Source organism: Blastococcus sp. SYSU D01042, from assembly GCF_054050515.1.
In genome coordinates this window covers 84,107-99,545 of the sequence record NZ_JBJGZM010000010.1, presented here as the reverse complement: position 1 = coordinate 99,545, position 15,439 = coordinate 84,107, and the positions used below count along the sequence as shown (strand labels likewise).

The following is a 15,439-nucleotide window of genomic DNA, read 5'->3' as shown; positions in this document are numbered from 1 at the left end:
CGGGTTCAGGCGAGCTCGACCAGGTCCGCGAGCTCCTCGCTCCAGGCGTCCTCGGTGCCGTCGGGCAGCAGGATCACCTTGTCCGGGTCCAGCGCCCGCACCGCGCCCTCGTCGTGCGTGACCAGCACGATCGCGCCGGTGTAGGTGCGCAGCGCCTCGAGCACCTGCTCCCGGCTGGCGGGGTCCAGGTTGTTCGTCGGCTCGTCGAGGAGCAGCACGTTGGCCCCCGAGATGACCAGCGTGGCCATGGCCAGGCGGGTGCGCTCACCGCCGGAGAGCGTGCCGGCGCGCTGGTCGACGGTCTCGCCGGAGAAGAGGAAGGCGCCGAGGATCCGCCGCAGCTCGGTGTCCGTGCTGTCCGGGGCCGCGGACCGCATCACCTCGAGCAGCGAGCGGTCCATGTCGATGGTCTCGTGCTCCTGCGCGTAGTAGCCCACCCGCAGCCCGTGCCCGGCCTTGACCTCGCCGGTGTCGGGCAGCTCGGTGCCGGCCAGCATCCGCAGCAGCGTCGTCTTGCCCGCACCGTTCAGCCCGAGGACGACGACCCGCGTCCCGCGGTCCACCGCCAGGTCGACGTCGGTGAAGATCTCCAGCGAGCCGTAGCTCTTGGACAGCCCCTCCGCGGTGAGCGGGGTCTTGCCGCAGGCGACCGGCGTCGGGAAGCGCAGCTTGGCGACCTTGTCCTGCACGCGGACGTCGGCGAGGCCGGCAGCCAGCCGCTCGGCCCGCTTGTCCATGCTCTTCGCGGCCTTGGCCTTGGTGGCCTTGGCCCGCATCTTGTCCGCCTGGGCGGTGAGCGTGTCGATCTTGCGCTCGGTGTTGGCGCGCTCCTGCTTGCGCCGGCGCTCGTCGGTCTCGCGCTGGGCGAGGTAGGGCTTCCAGCCGAGGTTGTAGATGTCGACGGTGGCCCGGTTGGCGTCGAGGTGCCACACCTTGTTGACGACGGCGTCGAGCAGCTCGACGTCGTGGCTGATGACGATCAGGCCGCCCTTGTGGCTGGCCAGGAACCCCTTGAGCCAGGTGATCGAGTCGCCGTCCAGGTGGTTGGTCGGCTCGTCGAGCAGCAGCGTCTCGGCGTCGGAGAACAGGATGCGGGCCAACTCGACGCGGCGGCGCTGACCACCGGAGAGGGTGCGCAGCGGCTGGGCGAGCACCCGGTCGGGCAGGCCGAGGTTGGTGCAGATGCGGGCGGCGTCGCTCTCCGCGGCGTACCCGCCGAGCGCGGCGAACTGGTCCTCGAGCCGGCCGTAGCGGCGGACGGCCTTGTCCCGCTCGGCGTCGTCGGCCGGCTCGGCCATGGCGATCTGCGCCTTGACCAGCTGGTTGCGCAGCACGTCCAGGCCGCGCCCGGAGAGCACCCGGTCGCTGGCGGTGATGTCGAGGTCGCCGCTGCGCGGGTCCTGCGGCAGGTAGCCCAGCTCGCCGGTGACCTCCACCTTGCCGGCGTGCGGGATGCGCTCGCCGGCGAGGGTGGTGAGGGTGGTGGTCTTGCCGGCGCCGTTGCGCCCGACCAGACCGATGCGGTCACCGGGCTGCACGCGCAGCGTGGCGTCGCTGATGAGGATGCGGGCGCCGGCCCGGAGCTCGAGGCCGGTCGTCGTGATCACTGAACCCAGGGTAGGCGCTCGCGCCGGGATCACCGATGCGTTTCCGGGGTGACATCGGTGGCATCGCCCGCTCGGGCGTGTTCTGCGGACGGGCACCCCGCGGGTGCCGCCGACTGGCCAGGATGCGGGCATGGGACGGGGAACGGGCACGTGGGGGCCGGGCTGCCCCGTCTGCGGCCGGCCGACGGGGGACGTCGGTGCCGGGCCGTGCCCGGCGTGCGGACTGCCGGCCGCGGCGCACGCGGCGCTGGTGGTGGCCCGCATCGGGTCGACGCTCACCGAGCTGGCCCGCGACCGGGACGCCCTGCTCGCCTCGCTGCGCGCGGCCGCACCCGGCCGGCCGCCGGTGGTGGCGGCGCCGCCTCCCACCGGGTCGCCGGCGTGGGCCCCACCGCCGGTACCGCCGGCCGCTCCCCCGCCGGCCGCGCCACCGCGCCGCCCGCCGCGCCGGCTGAGCCCGCAGCAGGTGTTGGTCGGCCTGGGCGCGTTGCTGCTGGTGACCGCCGCCCTGGCGTTCGTCGCCGTCGCCTGGACGCGGCTGGGCCTGGTCTTCCAGGCCGGGCTGATGCTCACCGTCACGGCGCTGACCTGCGGCTGCTCGGCGTGGGCGGCGCGGCGCGGGCTGCGCGCGACCGAGGAGGCGCTGGCCGCCGCGGGCGCCGCGCTGCTGGCGGTGGACCTGGGTGCGGCGCGGGCGCGCGGGCTGTTCGCCCTGGAGGAGGTGCCGCTCCGGCACTGGTGGTCGATCTCGTGCGCCGTCGTCGTCCTCGCGACCGTGGTCCTCGGCCGCGCCACCCGCACGACGGTCGTCTGGCCGCTGACCACCCTGCTGGTCGCCCAGCCGCTGCCGTTCCTCCTGCTGGGCGGGGACCTCGTCACCGGGCCTGCCGGGGTCGCCGCCGCCCTCGCCCTCGCGGCTGCCGACCTCGCGGCGGCGCAGCGCCTGCGCCCCGGGCTCGTGCCGCTCGCCCGGACGCTCGCCGGCCTCGCAGGAGCAGCCGGGGTGCTGCGCGGGCTCGCGCTGGCCGCCGGACCGGACGCGTTCGCGTCCTGGGCGGCCACCGGGATCCTGATCGTGACCGGCGCCTGCGCCCTGGGCTTCGTCCGGGCGCAGCCACCCGCCGGGCCGCCGTCCTGGACGGCGCCGGGTGCGGTCGGCGTGGCGACCGGGCTGTCCCTGGCGGGCTCCCTGCAGCACGCCGGGGGCTCGGGCTGGTGGATCGCGGCCGCGCTCGGCCTGGGCCTGCTCATGGCCGCCGCGCTGCTCGCGGACCGGCTCGCCCTCGTCGCCCCGGCCGTCGCCGCCGGCACGGCCCTGGTCGTGGTGCACGGCGGCCTGCTGGCGGACGCGGAGCGCTACGGGGAGCTCGCCGTGGTCGCCCTGGCCGCGACGCTGCCCGCGGTGGTGGCCTCCGTCCGGCTCCCCGCACTGCGCTCGACCGCGTGCGCCGCGGCTCTGCTGGCTCCGCCCGCCGCGGTCCTGCTCGCGCACGCCGACGACCTGCTCGCCGCGCCGGTGGCCGGCCTGCTCCTGGCCCTGCTCTCGGCCGGGGCCTTCGCCGTCGCGATCGCGCGCCGCGGTCGGCCGGAAGAGCTCGTCGCTGCCTCCGTCGGGGCGCTCGTCGGGCTCACCGCCGGCGCGACCACCGCCTCCGCCGAGGCGTGGGGCCAGGTCGGCCTGCAGCTGGGCGTCGTGGGCGTCGCCGCCGGCTGCTATGCGCTGACCGCCCGCCGCCGACCGGTCGCCGTGGCCGCCGTAGCCGATCTGGTGGTCGCCTCGTGGATCGCCGTCGGCGGAGCCGGTGTGGAGACACCGGAGGCCTACACGCTCCCGGCCGCCGTCGGCCTGCTGGTGCTCGCGCTGCCCGCCCTGCGCTCGGGTGCGCCGTCGTGGGCCGCGGAGGGCGCGGCCGCCGGCGTCGCGCTGATCCCCTCGGCGTTCGTCGTCGTCGTGGAACCGACGGCGCTGCGCCTCGTGCCCGTCGTCGTGGCCGCCTGCGCGCTCGTCATCGTCGGCACCATCGCCCATCGGCAGGCCCCGTTCGTCGTGGGCGCCGGGGCGCTGGCCTTCGTGACCGTCGGCCGGCTGGCGCCCTACGCGCCGCTGCTGCCCCGCTGGGTGACCCTCGGGACGGCGGGGCTGCTGCTGCTCGTGCTCGGCGCCACCTACGAGCGCCGGCGTCAGCAAGCGCGCGAAGCCGTCGCCTGGGTCGGCCAGATGCGCTGACCGGCGAGCCATCGAGCCCGACCGTGAGGCGCACATCGGTGCCAAGCTGGCCGACCGCGAGGAGAGGACCACCATCCATGACGACTGGAGTGCGGTGATGACAGTGGCGCCCGGCACGTGGCACGACTCCGAGCCCATGAAGAAGGTCGCCTGGCACGTGGCAGTGGCCGCTTGGGTGGAGGCAGCTCAACCCGTCCTGGAGAAGGTTGCCGCGACGTACGGCGCCTCGATCACGTACGACCAGTTGGCCGAGCAGCTCTTCGACACGACCGGCTACCGGACCCGCATGATGCTCGGCCAGTGGATCGGCAAGGTGCTCGGACCGGTACAAGCGGCCACGCTCACCGGTGGCAAGCCGCCGCTGTCAGCGCTCGTCGTGCGCAAGGGGACCGGCGGCGTAGGCGAGGGATACGTCAACCACGAGCACCCGGGGGGCTTCGCCTCCTTCGCCGAGCGGCAGCACGCGGCCGCCGTCGATCGCCTCACGTGCTACCGCGCCTACTGCGAGGACGTCCCCGCGGACGCGGCACCGCAGATGACATCCCTGTACCTCGCCAAGCAGTCGTTCTCCGCCGGGGCGCAGCGGACAACTCTCCAGAAGTCGGCCGCTGCCCCTCAGCCGCCACGCCGGCCGTGCCCGATCCACGGCATGGCACTTCCGGCCGGCGGCCGCTGCGACTACTGCTGAGACCGCGTCGATGGCGCGTACCCGTCCGGTCAAGCTCCGCCGCGGGAACGCCTTGCTCGGTACTCGCACGAGCGCTGACCCCGGGTGCCCGGTCCGGGGAGCCGCCCTACGGTGAGGACGCCTCGACGACCGGGAAGGAGGCGGTCGTGGACCAGCAGTTCGCGCGGCCGCCGCAGGTGCTGCTCGTCGTGGGCGCCGTGCTGCTGGTCAGCGCCGGCATCGCCGTCGCGACGACGTGGGACGGGCCGTGGGCCCGCGCCGCGGTCCTCGCCCTGGCTGTCGTGGCCGCCGCGGCCTCCCTCGTGGCCGACGAGGCGGAGCTGCGCAGCTCCGCCGAGACCTTCGCCGCCAGCGCCGCCGGCCTCGGCCTGGCCGCGAGCGACGTCGGGAGCCCGCCCGCGAGCGGCGACCCGGTCCTGCCGCTCGCCCTGGCCGGTGCGTTCCTCGCGGTCCGTCGGGTCTCGTCCACGCCGGCCGCCTGGCCGCTGGCGGCGTGGGCGTCGCTGCAGGTGGCCGCGCTCCGGTCGCTGGACGCCGTCCCGGACACGCTGCGCACCGAGCTGCTGCTCGGGGTGGCGCTGCTCGGGCTCGGCGTCGCGTTGTGGGCCCGGCCCCTGGTGGCCAGGCTCACCGCGCTCACCACCGCACCGTGGTTCGCCGCCGGCGTGCTCGGCGGTTCCCGCGAGGCCTGGACGGCCGGCCCGGCGGAGCGGTGGGTGGCCACCGTGCTCGTGGCCGCCGCAGCGGCGGGGCTGCTGCTGGCCCGGCTGCGCCCGTCGCTCGACGTGCTGCTGGGGCCGCCGCGGCTGGTGCCGGTCGCGGCGGGGGCGCTGACCGCCGTCGCCGTCACCGGGGCCTGCTCGGCCGGAGGGCCGGTGGCCGTCGCGGTCGCCGGGTTCGCCGGGGTCCTCGGCGCCGCCCTGTCGGCCGCCTCGCTGACCGGCTGGCGCCGCGGGCTGCTCCTGCCCGCCGCGCTGGCCGGCGGGGTGCTGCTCGCCGCGCTGTCGGTGCTGCGCCTGCTCGACGGCCGGCACTGGTCGGAGATCGCGCTGCTGCTCCTGCTCACCTCGGCCGCGACCGCGTGGGTCGCCGCCCGCCGCAGGGACGACCGGCCGGTCGCCGCACCGACCGCCGTCGGCTGCCTGGCCGGAGCGGCGCTGCTCGGCCTGCCCGACGGGTGGGGGACGCCCGCCCAGGTGGCGGCGCTGCTCACCACGCTCTACCTGCTCGCGCTCCTGGTGGCCGCCCGCCTGGACCGCACGTCGCGCCGGGCGACGGCGACCGCCGCGGCGGCCTGCGCCGCGGCCGCGGTGGTGCTGCCGGCCGTGCAGGGCGACGGTGGGTTGCTGGCCGGGCACCTCGCCGTGCAGGCGGCGGTCACGCTGGGCTGGGGGTGGTGGGACGGCCGCGGTGCCGACGACCCGGTCGCCGCCTGGCGGGTCGGCGCCGCGCAGCTGGTGGCCGCCGCCTGGCTCACCGCTGCGCTCGCGGACGTCGGCACGGTCGAGGCCTACAGCCTGCCGGCGGCGCTCGGGCTGCTGCTCGCCTCCGGCCGCGGGCTGCTGCACGACAGGTCGTGGACGGCGTGGGGCCCGGGGTTGCTCGTCGCCGCGGCGCCGTCCGCGCTGCTCGTCGTCGCGACCCCGGACGTGCTCCGCGCCGTGCTGGTGATGGCCTTCGCGGGCGTCGTGCTGGTCGCCGGCGCCCGCGCCGGGCTGCGGGCCCCGCTCATGGTCGGCGCCGGGACGGCGCTGGTGGTCGGGCTGGGCCTGGCCGCCCGCGCGCTGCCCTGGCCGGTGGCCACGGCGCTCGTGGTGGGCGCGGTGCTGCTGGCCGTGGGTGCGCGCCGGGAGCGGCGGCCGGTCGCGGGATTCGCCGTCCGCCTCGCCGACCTGCGCTGACGACATCCGGCTTGCGTGCCCCCCGTTGGAGCGACCCAGTCTTGCACCCAGAGTAGTCGCGCCATCACATTGTGAAGCGTGATCCTCTCGTGGCGCCGGGGTGCAGGCGTGGCCCTGTCAGCTTTCCTCCTCGTCCTGTGCGCGACCACCCCGGCGGCCGCGGAGGACTGCCCCCCGGCCGGGTGCACCACGATCACCGAGATCCCGGAGCCGACCCCCAACTGGGGCGCCCCGTCCACGGTCGCCCCGGCACCGCTGCCGGCTCCCGGCAGCGGCAGCGGGGGTGGGGCGAACGAGTACGGCGACGAGAACCTCATCCCCTGGGTCCCGGAGGCTGCTCCCGAGCCGCCTGCGGCCACGACCCGCATCCCGGTCACGCCTCCGGTCCCGCAGTCCGCACGCCCCGCGGCACCGGGCCCCGTTCCGGTTCCGACGGCTTCCGCTGATCCGGTCGCCCCCAGCGCACCCGCGCCCGCGCAGGCCGTGACGAACCCGGCCGCGGTCGCCGGGGCGTCCGCCTCGCCGAACGCGGGGGCGCAGCCCTCGGTGGCCGGGTCCGGCAGCGCCTCGACCACCTCTCGAGGGACGTCCTCCGACGTCACCGAGGCCTCGGCGTCCGGCGCGCAGCAGGACGAGGGCGTCCCCGGCTGGGCCGCGGCTGTCGGCGGCGTGACCGTCGTCGGAGCGATGGGTGCCCTCATCGGTGGCAGGCTCGCGCGCCGCCGCTGACCCGGGCTCTCAGCCGCTCGTCGTCGGAGTCAGCCGGACCACCGCGATCCGACGGCGCACCGACGCCTGGTAGGCGTCGTAGGTGGCGATGTTGGCGTTGAGCAGGCCCCACAGCCTCGACCGCTCGGGCTCCTCGACCTCGGCTGCGACGACGTCGATCCGCCGTCCGCGCACCTCCACGGTGCACCGCGGGTCCGCCTGCAGGTTCAGCCACCACTGCGGCTCGGCGTCGATCCCGCCGTTGGAGGCCGCGACGACGAGGTCCTCCCCGTCACGGACGTAGGCGACGGGTGTGGTGTGCACCTGGCCCGACCGGCGGCCCGTGTGCGTGAGCATGAGGACGTCGCCGCCGCGGAAGCGGTTGGCCAGCCGCCCGCCCGAGCGCCGGTACAGCGCCACGTGCCAGCGGGCGACGACCCGGGTGACCACCGTGAGCACGCGGTCCTTGCGGGCCGGCCGCGAGTCCCCGAAGACCCGTGCCTCCCGGCGGTCGAACCACGAGGCCATGAGCCGGCCGAACGCGAGGAACGGCGCGTTGGCGCCGGGGAGGCGCCGCGCGTGCTCCGGGGCCAGCCCGGACATCACCCAGCCGAGGACCGCCGGCACCTCCCGCAGCCGGTAGTCCTTCGCGAAGACCTCCCGGTCCAGCCGCTCCCAGTCCGCCGGTGCCAGGTGCTGCTGCACGAGCGCCATGCCGTCGCGCTCCTCATGGCCGAGGTGGGCGCCGAGGAGGTCGCGGAGCCGCTCGACGGTGGCGGCCAGGCGGTCACGGGTCGCCGCGTCGGCGTCGCCGGCGGCGAGGGTGCCGAGATCGTCGGAGGCGGCGTCCAAGAGCGGGTCGATCGCCGCGTGCTCCGCCTGCAGCGCGTCGAGCACCGCCGGGTCGGCGCCGCGCTCGGCCAGCAGCGGCCACAGCGCGACGTCCTCGCCGCGGTGGTGCTTGTGCAGCACCGAGCCGAAGAAGGCGAACCGGCGGGCCAGCCGCGCCCAGCGCGCCGCGTCGGACGGGGGCACCGCGGGGACCGCCCGGGCGAAGGCGTCCAGATCGCGCCGGAAGGCCCGGTGCATGAGGTACATCGGCGCGATGTCGACCGGCCCCTCGGGCGCGGCGGCCTGGCCGGGGAGGACGAGCTGCGGGACCGCAGGGGCGACGGAGGTCATGGTCTGCCTCGCTCGGGGTGGACTCCGGTACGACCGACAGCGGCAGCGTGGCCCCGAACCCGCGCCGGAGGAAGGGCTTCGGACCCCGCAACGCGAACGCCCGCGCCCTCCGAGGAGGACGCGGGCGTTCGGTCGTGCAGTCGGATCAGACGCGGAAGCCGAGGGCGCGCAGCTGCTCGCGACCGTCGTCGGTGATCTTGTCCGGGCCCCACGGCGGCATCCAGACCCAGTTGATCCGGATGTCGTCCACGAGCCCGGGGCCGGGTCCGCCGGTCAGCGCCTGGCGGGCCTGGTCCTCGATGACGTCGGTCAGCGGGCAGGCCGCCGACGTCAGCGTCATGTCGATGACCGCGACCTGCGACTCGCCCTCGTCGGCGACGTCCAGGCCGTAGACCAGGCCCAGGTCGACGACGTTGACGCCGAGCTCGGGGTCGACGACGTCGCGCATGGCCTCCTCGACGTCCTCGAGCAGCGCCGTCTTGTAGGCCGGCAGGTCGCCCGGGCCGCCGTCGGTGGCCGGGGTGGCGTTCTCGGTGCTGCTGTCGGCGCTCATGGCGTCCCTCCAGAGGTGGTCGTGGACAGTGCCCGGGCGGAGGCGTCCTTCAACGCCATCCAGCTCATCAGCGCGCACTTGATCCGGGCCGGGTACTTCGACACCCCGGCGAACGCGACGGCGTCCTCCAGGCTGTCCTCGAGCTTCTCGGCGACGGCGGGGTCGCCCTTGGCCTGCATGAGGGTCATGAAGTCCTCGCCCGCGGCGAGGGCCTCGGTCACGCTCTTGCCCATGACCAGGTCGTACATCGCCGAGATCGAGGCCTGGCTGATGGAGCAGCCCATGCCCTCGTAGGAGACGTCCGACACGATCGACTCCCCCGCCGCGTCCTCCACGAGGTGCAGCCGGAGGGTCACCTCGTCCCCGCAGGTCGGGTTCACGTGGTGGACCTCGGCCTCGAAGGGCTCCCGCAGACCGCGCCCGTGGGGGTTCTTGTAGTGGTCCAGGATGATCTCCTGGTACATCGACTCGAGCTGCATCAGTGCGACCTCACACCGTTCCGAAGAACTTCTGGGCCGCCCGAATTCCGTCCGCGAGGGCGTCGATGTCGTCGAAGCCGGTGTGCACGTAGAACGTCGCGCGCGTGGTCGCCGGGACGCCGTAGCGGCGCACCACCGGCCAGGCGCAGTGGTGCCCCACGCGGACGGCGATGCCGTGGTCGTCCAGCACCTGGCCGACGTCGTGCGGGTGGATGCCCTCGACGGTGAAGGAGATGGCTCCCCCGCGGGCCACGGTGTCGGGCGGGCCGATCACGGTGACGCCGGGGATCTCGCCGAGCTTCTCAAGCGCGTAGCCGGTGAGCGCCTTCTCGTGCTCCTCGACGCGGTCCATGCCCAGTGCCTGCAGGTAGTCGACGGCCGCGGCCAGGCCGATGGCCTGCGCGGTCATCGGGACGCCGGCCTCGAAGCGCTGCGGCGGGGCGGCGAAGGTGCTGCCCTCCATCCGCACGACCTCGATCATCGAGCCGCCGGTGAGGAACGGCGGCAGCGCGTCGAGCACCTCGTAGCGGCCCCACAGCACGCCGATGCCGGTCGGGCCGAGCATCTTGTGCCCGGAGAACACCAGGAAGTCCGCGCCGAGGTCGGTGACGTCGACCGGCTGGTGCGGCACCGACTGCGCGCCGTCGACCAGCACCAGGGCGCCGACCTCGCGGGCGCGGGCGACGATCTCCTCGAGCGGGTTGATCGTGCCGAGGATGTTCGACTGCTGGGTGACGGCGACGAGCTTGGTGCGCTCGTTGACCACCGTGGCCAGGTCGGAGAGGTCCAGCCGGCCGTCGTCGGTGAGGCCGAGCCAGCGCAGGGTCGCCCCGGTGCGCTCGCACAGCTGCTGCCACGGCACCAGGTTGGCGTGGTGCTCCATCTCCGAGACCACGATCTCGTCGCCCTGGCCGACGGCGTACCGGCGGTAGGCGGGGTCCTTCGCGGTCGCGGCGTTGGACAGCGCGTAGGCCACGAGGTTGATCGCCTCGGTGCTGTTGCGGGTGAAGACGATCTCCCGCTCCGGGGCGCCGATGAACGCGCCGATGGTGGCGCGGGCTGCCTCGTAGTGGCCGGTCGCCTCCTCGGCGAGGGCGTGCGCACCGCGGTGCGGGGCTGCGTTGTAGCGCTCGTAGAACTCCCGCTCGGCGTCGAGCACCGCGCGGGGCTTCTGCGAGGTGGCCCCGGAGTCGAGGTAGACGAGCTTCTTCCCGTCCCGGACCGTGCGGCCCAGGATCGGGAAGTCCGCCCGGATCGCCTCGACGTCCAGGGGGAGCGGCTGCGTCCCCGTGCCGGGACGCGAGGCGGTCGCGGTCATGCCTTCGCGGTCTCCTTCGATCCCTGCACGTAGGCGGCGTAGCCCTCGTTCTCGAGCTTCTCGGCCAGCTCCGGGCCACCCTCGTCGACGACCTTGCCGGCGACGAAGACGTGCACGAAGTCGGGCTTGATGTAGCGCAGGATCCGCGTGTAGTGCGTGATCAGCAGGACGCCGATCTCGCCCTCCTCGCGGGTGCGGTTGACGCCCTCGGAGACGATCCGCAGCGCGTCGACGTCGAGACCGGAGTCGGTCTCGTCGAGGATCGCGATGCCCGGCTTGAGCAGCCGCATCTGCAGGATCTCGTGGCGCTTCTTCTCACCACCGGAGAAGCCCTCGTTGACGTTGCGCTCGGCGAAGGCGGAGTCCATCTCGAGCAGGTCCATCTCGCTCTTGACGTCCTTGACCCAGGTGCGCAGCTTGGGCGCCTCGCCCTTGATCGCGGTGGCCGCGGTGCGCAGGAAGTTCGACACCGAGACGCCGGGCACCTCGACGGGGTACTGCATGGCCAGGAACAGGCCGGCGCGGGCGCGCTCGTCGACGCTCATCGCGAGGACGTCCTCGCCGTCGAGGGTCACGGTGCCGCCGGTGACGGTGTACTTCGGGTGGCCGGCGATCGAGTAGGCCAGGGTCGACTTGCCCGACCCGTTGGGGCCCATGATCGCGTGGGTCTCACCCGAGCGGACGGTAAGGTCGACGCCGCGGAGGATCTCCTTGGCCTCGTCGCCCTCGCCGACCGTGACGTGCAGGTCGCGGATCTCCAGAACAGACACTTCTACTCGCTCCTTCATTCACCGGCCGCGTGGGGCAGGACGTCGTCGGACACGGCACTTGCTTCCGTGTCGACCAGCACGTCCTCCCCTTCCACGCGGACCGGGTAGACGTCGACCGGCTCGGTCGCCGGCAGGTTGGTGGGCTCGCCCGTGCGCAGGTCGAAGCACGAGCCGTGCAGGAAGCACTCGATGGTCGGGGCGCCGCCGAACAGCTCGACGTCCCCTTCGGACAGCGGGACGTCGGCGTGCGAGCACCGGTCCTCGAGGGCGTAGACCTGGCCCTCGAAGCGGACGACGGCGACGTCGACGTCCGCGAGCTCGACGCGCAGGGCGCCGTCCTCGGGGACGTCGGACAGCGCGCAGACGCGCTCGAAGGCCATGGTCAGGCGACCTCGACCGGCTGGTCCTCGAGGCCCGGCAGGGCCCCCAGGCGGGTCTCGATCGAGCGCATCAGGCGGTCCTGGAGGGCGTCCACGCCGATGTGCTGGACGACGTCGGCGAAGAAGCCGCGCACCACCAGTCGGCGGGCGGTCTCGGCGTCGATGCCGCGCGAGCAGAGGTAGAACAGCTGCTCGTCGTCGAAGCGGCCGGTGGCGCTGGCGTGACCGGCGCCGACGATCTCGCCGGTCTCGATCTCCAGGTTGGGCACCGAGTCGGCGCGGGCGCCGTCGGTGAGCACCAGGTTGCGGTTGAGCTCGTAGGTCTCGGTGCCGGTCGCGGCCGGGCGGATGCGGACGTCGCCGATCCAGACCGTGCGCGCGCCCTCGCCCTGCAGCGCGCCCTTGTAGAGGACATTGCTGGAGCAGTTCGGGACGGCGTGGTCGACCCACAGCCGGTGCTCCTGGTGCTGGGTCTCGTCGGAGAAGTAGACGCCGAAGAGCTCCGCGCGGCCGCCGGGGCCGGCGTACTGCACGTTGCTCACCAGGCGGACGAGGTCGCCGCCCAGGGTGACCACGACCTGCTTGAACGTGGCGTCCCGGCCGACGACGGCGTCGTACTGACCGCCGTGCACCGCGCCGGGGGCCCAGTCCTGGACCGACACGAGGGTGACCTGCGCGCCGTCGCCGACGAGCACGGTGACGCCGCCGGCGTAGCGGGCCAGACCGGTGTGGTCGAGCACGACGGTCGCCTCGGCGAAGGCGCCGACCTCGACCACCAGGTGGCCCCAGACGACGTCGTCGCCGCCGGTGCCCGCGAGCCCGAGGGTGACGGGGCGGTCCAGCCGGGCCTCCTTCGCGACGCGGACGACGGCGGCGCCGCCGGAGCGCTGGCGGGCGAGCGCGGCCAGCCGGTCGACCGGCTCGGGCAGGCCCTTCAGCAGGGGGTCGCCCGCCTCGACGCTGGTCAGCTCCGCGCCCTCGGGCAGGTCGCTGGTCCAGTCGAGGTGCGCATCGGAGGCGGCGCCGTCGAGCAGCGGGCGGATCCGCTTCATCGGCGTGAAGCGCCACGTCTCCTCGCGACCGGTCGGCACGCCGAAGGCGTCCGGGTCGGTCGAGGTGAACCGCTCCGCCGGCGAACCGGTCGGGGCGGGGCCACCGTGCGAGTGCGCGCCCGGGGCGACACCCGTCCCCTCGGCCGGGGTGGTCGGGGGGCCGGCCTGCGCGCCCACGCCGGGAGCGAAGAGCTCCCCGGCGAGGGCGGCGGTGTCGGTGGTGAGGGTGGTCTGGTCGTCAGTGGACGGCATCAGCCGACGGCACCTTCCATCTGCAGCTCGATGAGCCGGTTGAGCTCGAGGGCGTACTCCATGGGCAGCTCGCGGGCGATCGGCTCGACGAACCCGCGCACCACCATCGCCATGGCCTCGTCCTCGGACAGGCCGCGGCTCATCAGGTAGAAGAGCTGGTCGTCGCTCACCCGGGAGACGGTCGCCTCGTGACCCATGGAGACGTCGTCCTCGCGGACGTCGACGTAGGGGTAGGTGTCCGACCGGCTGATCGTGTCGACCAGCAGGGCGTCGCACTTGACGGTCGACTTCGAGCCGTAGGCGCCCTCGTCCACCTGGACCAGGCCGCGGTAGGAGGTGCGGCCACCGCCCCGGGCCACCGACTTCGACACGATGGTCGAGGAGGTGTGCGGCGCGGCGTGCACCATCTTGGCGCCGGCGTCCTGGTGCTGGCCCTCGCCCGCGAACGCGATAGAGAGGACCTCGCCCTTGGCGTGCTCGCCGGTCATCCAGACCGCCGGGTACTTCATCGTCACCTTGGAGCCGAGGTTGCCGTCGACCCACTCCATGGTCGCGCCCTCGTGGGCCACGGCCCGCTTGGTGACCAGGTTGTAGACGTTGTTCGACCAGTTCTGGATGGTCGTGTACCGGCAGCGCGCGTTCTTCTTCACGATGATCTCGACGACCGCGGAGTGCAGCGAGTCGCTCTTGTAGATCGGCGCGGTGCAGCCCTCGACGTAGTGCACGTAGGCGCCCTCGTCGACGATGATCAGCGTCCGCTCGAACTGGCCCATGTTCTCGGTGTTGATCCGGAAGTAGGCCTGGAGCGGGATCTCGACCTGCACGCCCGGCGGGACGTAGATGAACGAGCCACCCGACCAGACGGCGGTGTTCAGCGCGGCGAACTTGTTGTCGCCGGACGGGATCACCGAGCCGAAGTACTCCTGGAAGATCTCCGGGTGCTCCTTGAGGGCGGTGTCCGTGTCGAGGAAGATCACGCCCTGCTCCTCCAGGTCCTCGCGGATCTGGTGGTAGACGACCTCGGACTCGTACTGCGCGGCGACACCGGCGACCAGGCGCTGCTTCTCCGCCTCGGGGATGCCGAGCTTGTCGTAGGTGTTCTTGATGTCCTCCGGCAGCTCCTCCCACGAGGTGGCCTGCTTCTCGGTGGAGCGCACGAAGTACTTGATGTTCTGGAAATCGATGCCGGAGAGGTCCGAGCCCCAGTCGGGCATCGGCTTGCGGTCGAACAGCTTGAGGGCCTTGAGGCGGCGCTCGAGCATCCAGTCGGGCTCGCTCTTGCGGGCCGAGATGTCGCGGACGACGTCCTCGGACAGGCCGCGCTTGGCCGAGGCACCGGCGACGTCGGCGTCCGCCCAGCCGTACTCGTAGCGGCCGAGCTGCTCGATCTGCTCGTCCTGGGTCAGCGGCGTGCTCACCGGCTGCTGGGTGCTGGTCATGCGGGCGTCCTCTCCCGGTCGTTCGCGAGGGCAGTGCTGCTGGAGTGGTGCGCAGGCGCGCCCGAGGGCGCCGCTCGCTCACCAGGTACAGGGCGTGCGGGGGTCGATCTGTTCCCCGGACGCAGCGGTCCTGGGAGGTGTGTGGTGCAGATCCCGTCACCGTGGGCGATCGTGGCCAGCCGCTGCACGTGGGTGCCCACGAGCCGGCCGATCACCGCGGTCTCGGCCTCGCACAGCTGGGGGAACTCCGCGGCCACGTGCGCCACCGGGCAGTGGTGCTGGCAGAGCTGCCCCCCGCCGGATATCGCGGAGGCCGTGGCAGCGTAGCCCTCGGCCGTGAGCGCGGCGGCCAGGGCCTGGGCCCGGTCGACCGGCTCTCCCCCGGCCGCCCGCACGGCGCTCTCGACGGCGCTCGACGCGCGCGCCTCCAGCCCCGCCAGCTGCTGCTCGGCGACGGCGCGGACGGCGTCCGGGCCACCGGAGGCGGCGACGAACCGGAGCGCGGTCAGCGCCAGGTCGTCGTAGGCGTGCGGGAAGGCCGAGCGGCCGGCGTCGGTGAGGTGGAACCGGCGCGCCGGGCGGCCGCGACCCCGCTGCGGTTCGCGGGCCACCCGCTCCTCGATGCGGCCGGAGGCGACGAGGGAGTCCAGGTGCCGGCGGACGGCGGCCGGCGAGATGCCCAGCCGTGCGGCGAGCTCGGTGGCGGTCTGCGGCCCGTGCTCGAGGAGCAGGGCGGCGACGCGGTCGCGGGTCCGCCCGTCGTCGGCCGGGGCCGACGAGCGCGGGGGTGCCGGAGCGCTTTCCACAACACGAGTGTGTCCTAAATCGGGGGCGCTGCAAGCAAGGTCCACCTAAGAAGCGGCCTTGGAGGGACCCCGCGGTG

At 74.2% G+C, this 15,439-nt stretch carries 14 protein-coding genes; 4 read left to right on the top strand and 10 right to left on the bottom strand.

Annotation, left to right across the window (positions count from 1 at the left end):
• Positions 1 to 5: 5 nt before the first annotated feature.
• Complete coding sequence (locus tag ACI79H_RS17110) at positions 6 to 1,607, bottom strand: ABC-F family ATP-binding cassette domain-containing protein (RefSeq protein WP_456555614.1); 1,602 nt, start codon at positions 1,605 to 1,607, stop codon at positions 6 to 8.
• 130 nt (positions 1,608 to 1,737) lie between these two features.
• Here ACI79H_RS17110 and ACI79H_RS17105 point away from each other — a divergent pair, with 130 nt between their 5' ends.
• The 4 genes from ACI79H_RS17105 (at position 1,738) to ACI79H_RS17090 (ending at position 7,152) form a co-directional block, all read left to right on the top strand.
• Positions 1,738 to 3,834, top strand: coding sequence for a DUF2157 domain-containing protein (locus ACI79H_RS17105; protein WP_456555613.1), 2,097 nt, complete (start codon positions 1,738 to 1,740; stop codon positions 3,832 to 3,834).
• Between the two features lie 97 nt (positions 3,835 to 3,931).
• Complete coding sequence (locus ACI79H_RS17100; RefSeq protein WP_456555612.1) at positions 3,932 to 4,522, top strand: hypothetical protein; 591 nt, start codon at positions 3,932 to 3,934, stop codon at positions 4,520 to 4,522.
• Between the two features lie 146 nt (positions 4,523 to 4,668).
• The gene (locus ACI79H_RS17095) at positions 4,669 to 6,423 is read left to right on the top strand and encodes an SCO7613 C-terminal domain-containing membrane protein (protein WP_456555611.1); all 1,755 of its coding nucleotides are present in this window, start codon (positions 4,669 to 4,671) and stop codon (positions 6,421 to 6,423) included.
• A gap of 108 nt (positions 6,424 to 6,531) precedes the next feature.
• Entirely contained in the window at positions 6,532 to 7,152 is a 621-nt protein-coding gene (locus tag ACI79H_RS17090; protein WP_456555610.1) for a hypothetical protein, read from the top strand.
• A gap of 9 nt (positions 7,153 to 7,161) precedes the next feature.
• Here ACI79H_RS17090 and ACI79H_RS17085 read toward each other — a convergent pair whose 3' ends face one another.
• The 9 genes from ACI79H_RS17085 to ACI79H_RS17045 all read right to left on the bottom strand — a co-directional run bounded on the left by ACI79H_RS17085 (position 7,162) and on the right by ACI79H_RS17045 (position 15,362).
• Positions 7,162 to 8,313: a nitroreductase/quinone reductase family protein gene (locus tag ACI79H_RS17085; protein WP_456555609.1), complete on the bottom strand. Its 1,152-nt coding sequence runs from the start codon at positions 8,311 to 8,313 to the stop codon at positions 7,162 to 7,164.
• A 145-nt stretch (positions 8,314 to 8,458) separates the two neighbouring features.
• Positions 8,459 to 8,866, bottom strand: coding sequence for a metal-sulfur cluster assembly factor (locus ACI79H_RS17080; protein ID WP_456555608.1), 408 nt, complete (start codon positions 8,864 to 8,866; stop codon positions 8,459 to 8,461).
• Positions 8,863 to 9,345 (bottom strand): Fe-S cluster assembly sulfur transfer protein SufU, encoded by a 483-nt coding sequence (gene sufU, locus ACI79H_RS17075; protein ID WP_456555607.1) that lies wholly within the window; start codon positions 9,343 to 9,345, stop codon positions 8,863 to 8,865. The genes ACI79H_RS17080 and sufU overlap by 4 nt, the downstream gene beginning before the upstream one ends.
• 10 nt (positions 9,346 to 9,355) lie before the next feature.
• Complete coding sequence (locus ACI79H_RS17070) at positions 9,356 to 10,663, bottom strand: cysteine desulfurase (RefSeq protein ID WP_456555606.1); 1,308 nt, start codon at positions 10,661 to 10,663, stop codon at positions 9,356 to 9,358.
• Positions 10,660 to 11,433, bottom strand: coding sequence for a Fe-S cluster assembly ATPase SufC (gene sufC / locus ACI79H_RS17065; protein WP_456555605.1), 774 nt, complete (start codon positions 11,431 to 11,433; stop codon positions 10,660 to 10,662). The genes ACI79H_RS17070 and sufC overlap by 4 nt, the downstream gene beginning before the upstream one ends.
• Positions 11,434 to 11,447: 14 nt before the next feature.
• Positions 11,448 to 11,813 (bottom strand): Rieske (2Fe-2S) protein, encoded by a 366-nt coding sequence (locus ACI79H_RS17060; protein ID WP_456555604.1) that lies wholly within the window; start codon positions 11,811 to 11,813, stop codon positions 11,448 to 11,450.
• Positions 11,814 to 11,815: 2 nt separating this feature from the next.
• Positions 11,816 to 13,117, bottom strand: coding sequence for a Fe-S cluster assembly protein SufD (gene sufD / locus ACI79H_RS17055; protein ID WP_456555603.1), 1,302 nt, complete (start codon positions 13,115 to 13,117; stop codon positions 11,816 to 11,818).
• Complete coding sequence (gene sufB, locus ACI79H_RS17050) at positions 13,117 to 14,556, bottom strand: Fe-S cluster assembly protein SufB (RefSeq protein WP_456555602.1); 1,440 nt, start codon at positions 14,554 to 14,556, stop codon at positions 13,117 to 13,119. The genes sufD and sufB overlap by 1 nt, the downstream gene beginning before the upstream one ends.
• A complete protein-coding gene (locus ACI79H_RS17045; RefSeq protein ID WP_456555601.1) occupies positions 14,553 to 15,362 on the bottom strand; it encodes a helix-turn-helix transcriptional regulator in 810 nt (269 codons plus the stop codon). Before ACI79H_RS17045 ends, sufB begins: the two co-directional genes overlap by 4 nt.
• Positions 15,363 to 15,439: the final 77 nt, after the last annotated feature.

Coding starts and splice junctions, on each gene's coding strand:
- ACI79H_RS17105 (WP_456555613.1), top strand. CDS start 1,738: ATGGGACGGGGAACGGGCACGTGGGGGCCGGGCTGCCCCGTCTGCGGC.
- ACI79H_RS17100 (WP_456555612.1), top strand. CDS start 3,932: ATGACAGTGGCGCCCGGCACGTGGCACGACTCCGAGCCCATGAAGAAG.
- ACI79H_RS17085 (WP_456555609.1), bottom strand. CDS start 8,313: ATGACCTCCGTCGCCCCTGCGGTCCCGCAGCTCGTCCTCCCCGGCCAG.
- ACI79H_RS17080 (WP_456555608.1), bottom strand. CDS start 8,866: ATGAGCGCCGACAGCAGCACCGAGAACGCCACCCCGGCCACCGACGGC.
- sufU (WP_456555607.1), bottom strand. CDS start 9,345: ATGCAGCTCGAGTCGATGTACCAGGAGATCATCCTGGACCACTACAAG.
- ACI79H_RS17070 (WP_456555606.1), bottom strand. CDS start 10,663: ATGACCGCGACCGCCTCGCGTCCCGGCACGGGGACGCAGCCGCTCCCC.
- ACI79H_RS17060 (WP_456555604.1), bottom strand. CDS start 11,813: ATGGCCTTCGAGCGCGTCTGCGCGCTGTCCGACGTCCCCGAGGACGGC.
- sufD (WP_456555603.1), bottom strand. CDS start 13,117: ATGCCGTCCACTGACGACCAGACCACCCTCACCACCGACACCGCCGCC.
- sufB (WP_456555602.1), bottom strand. CDS start 14,556: ATGACCAGCACCCAGCAGCCGGTGAGCACGCCGCTGACCCAGGACGAG.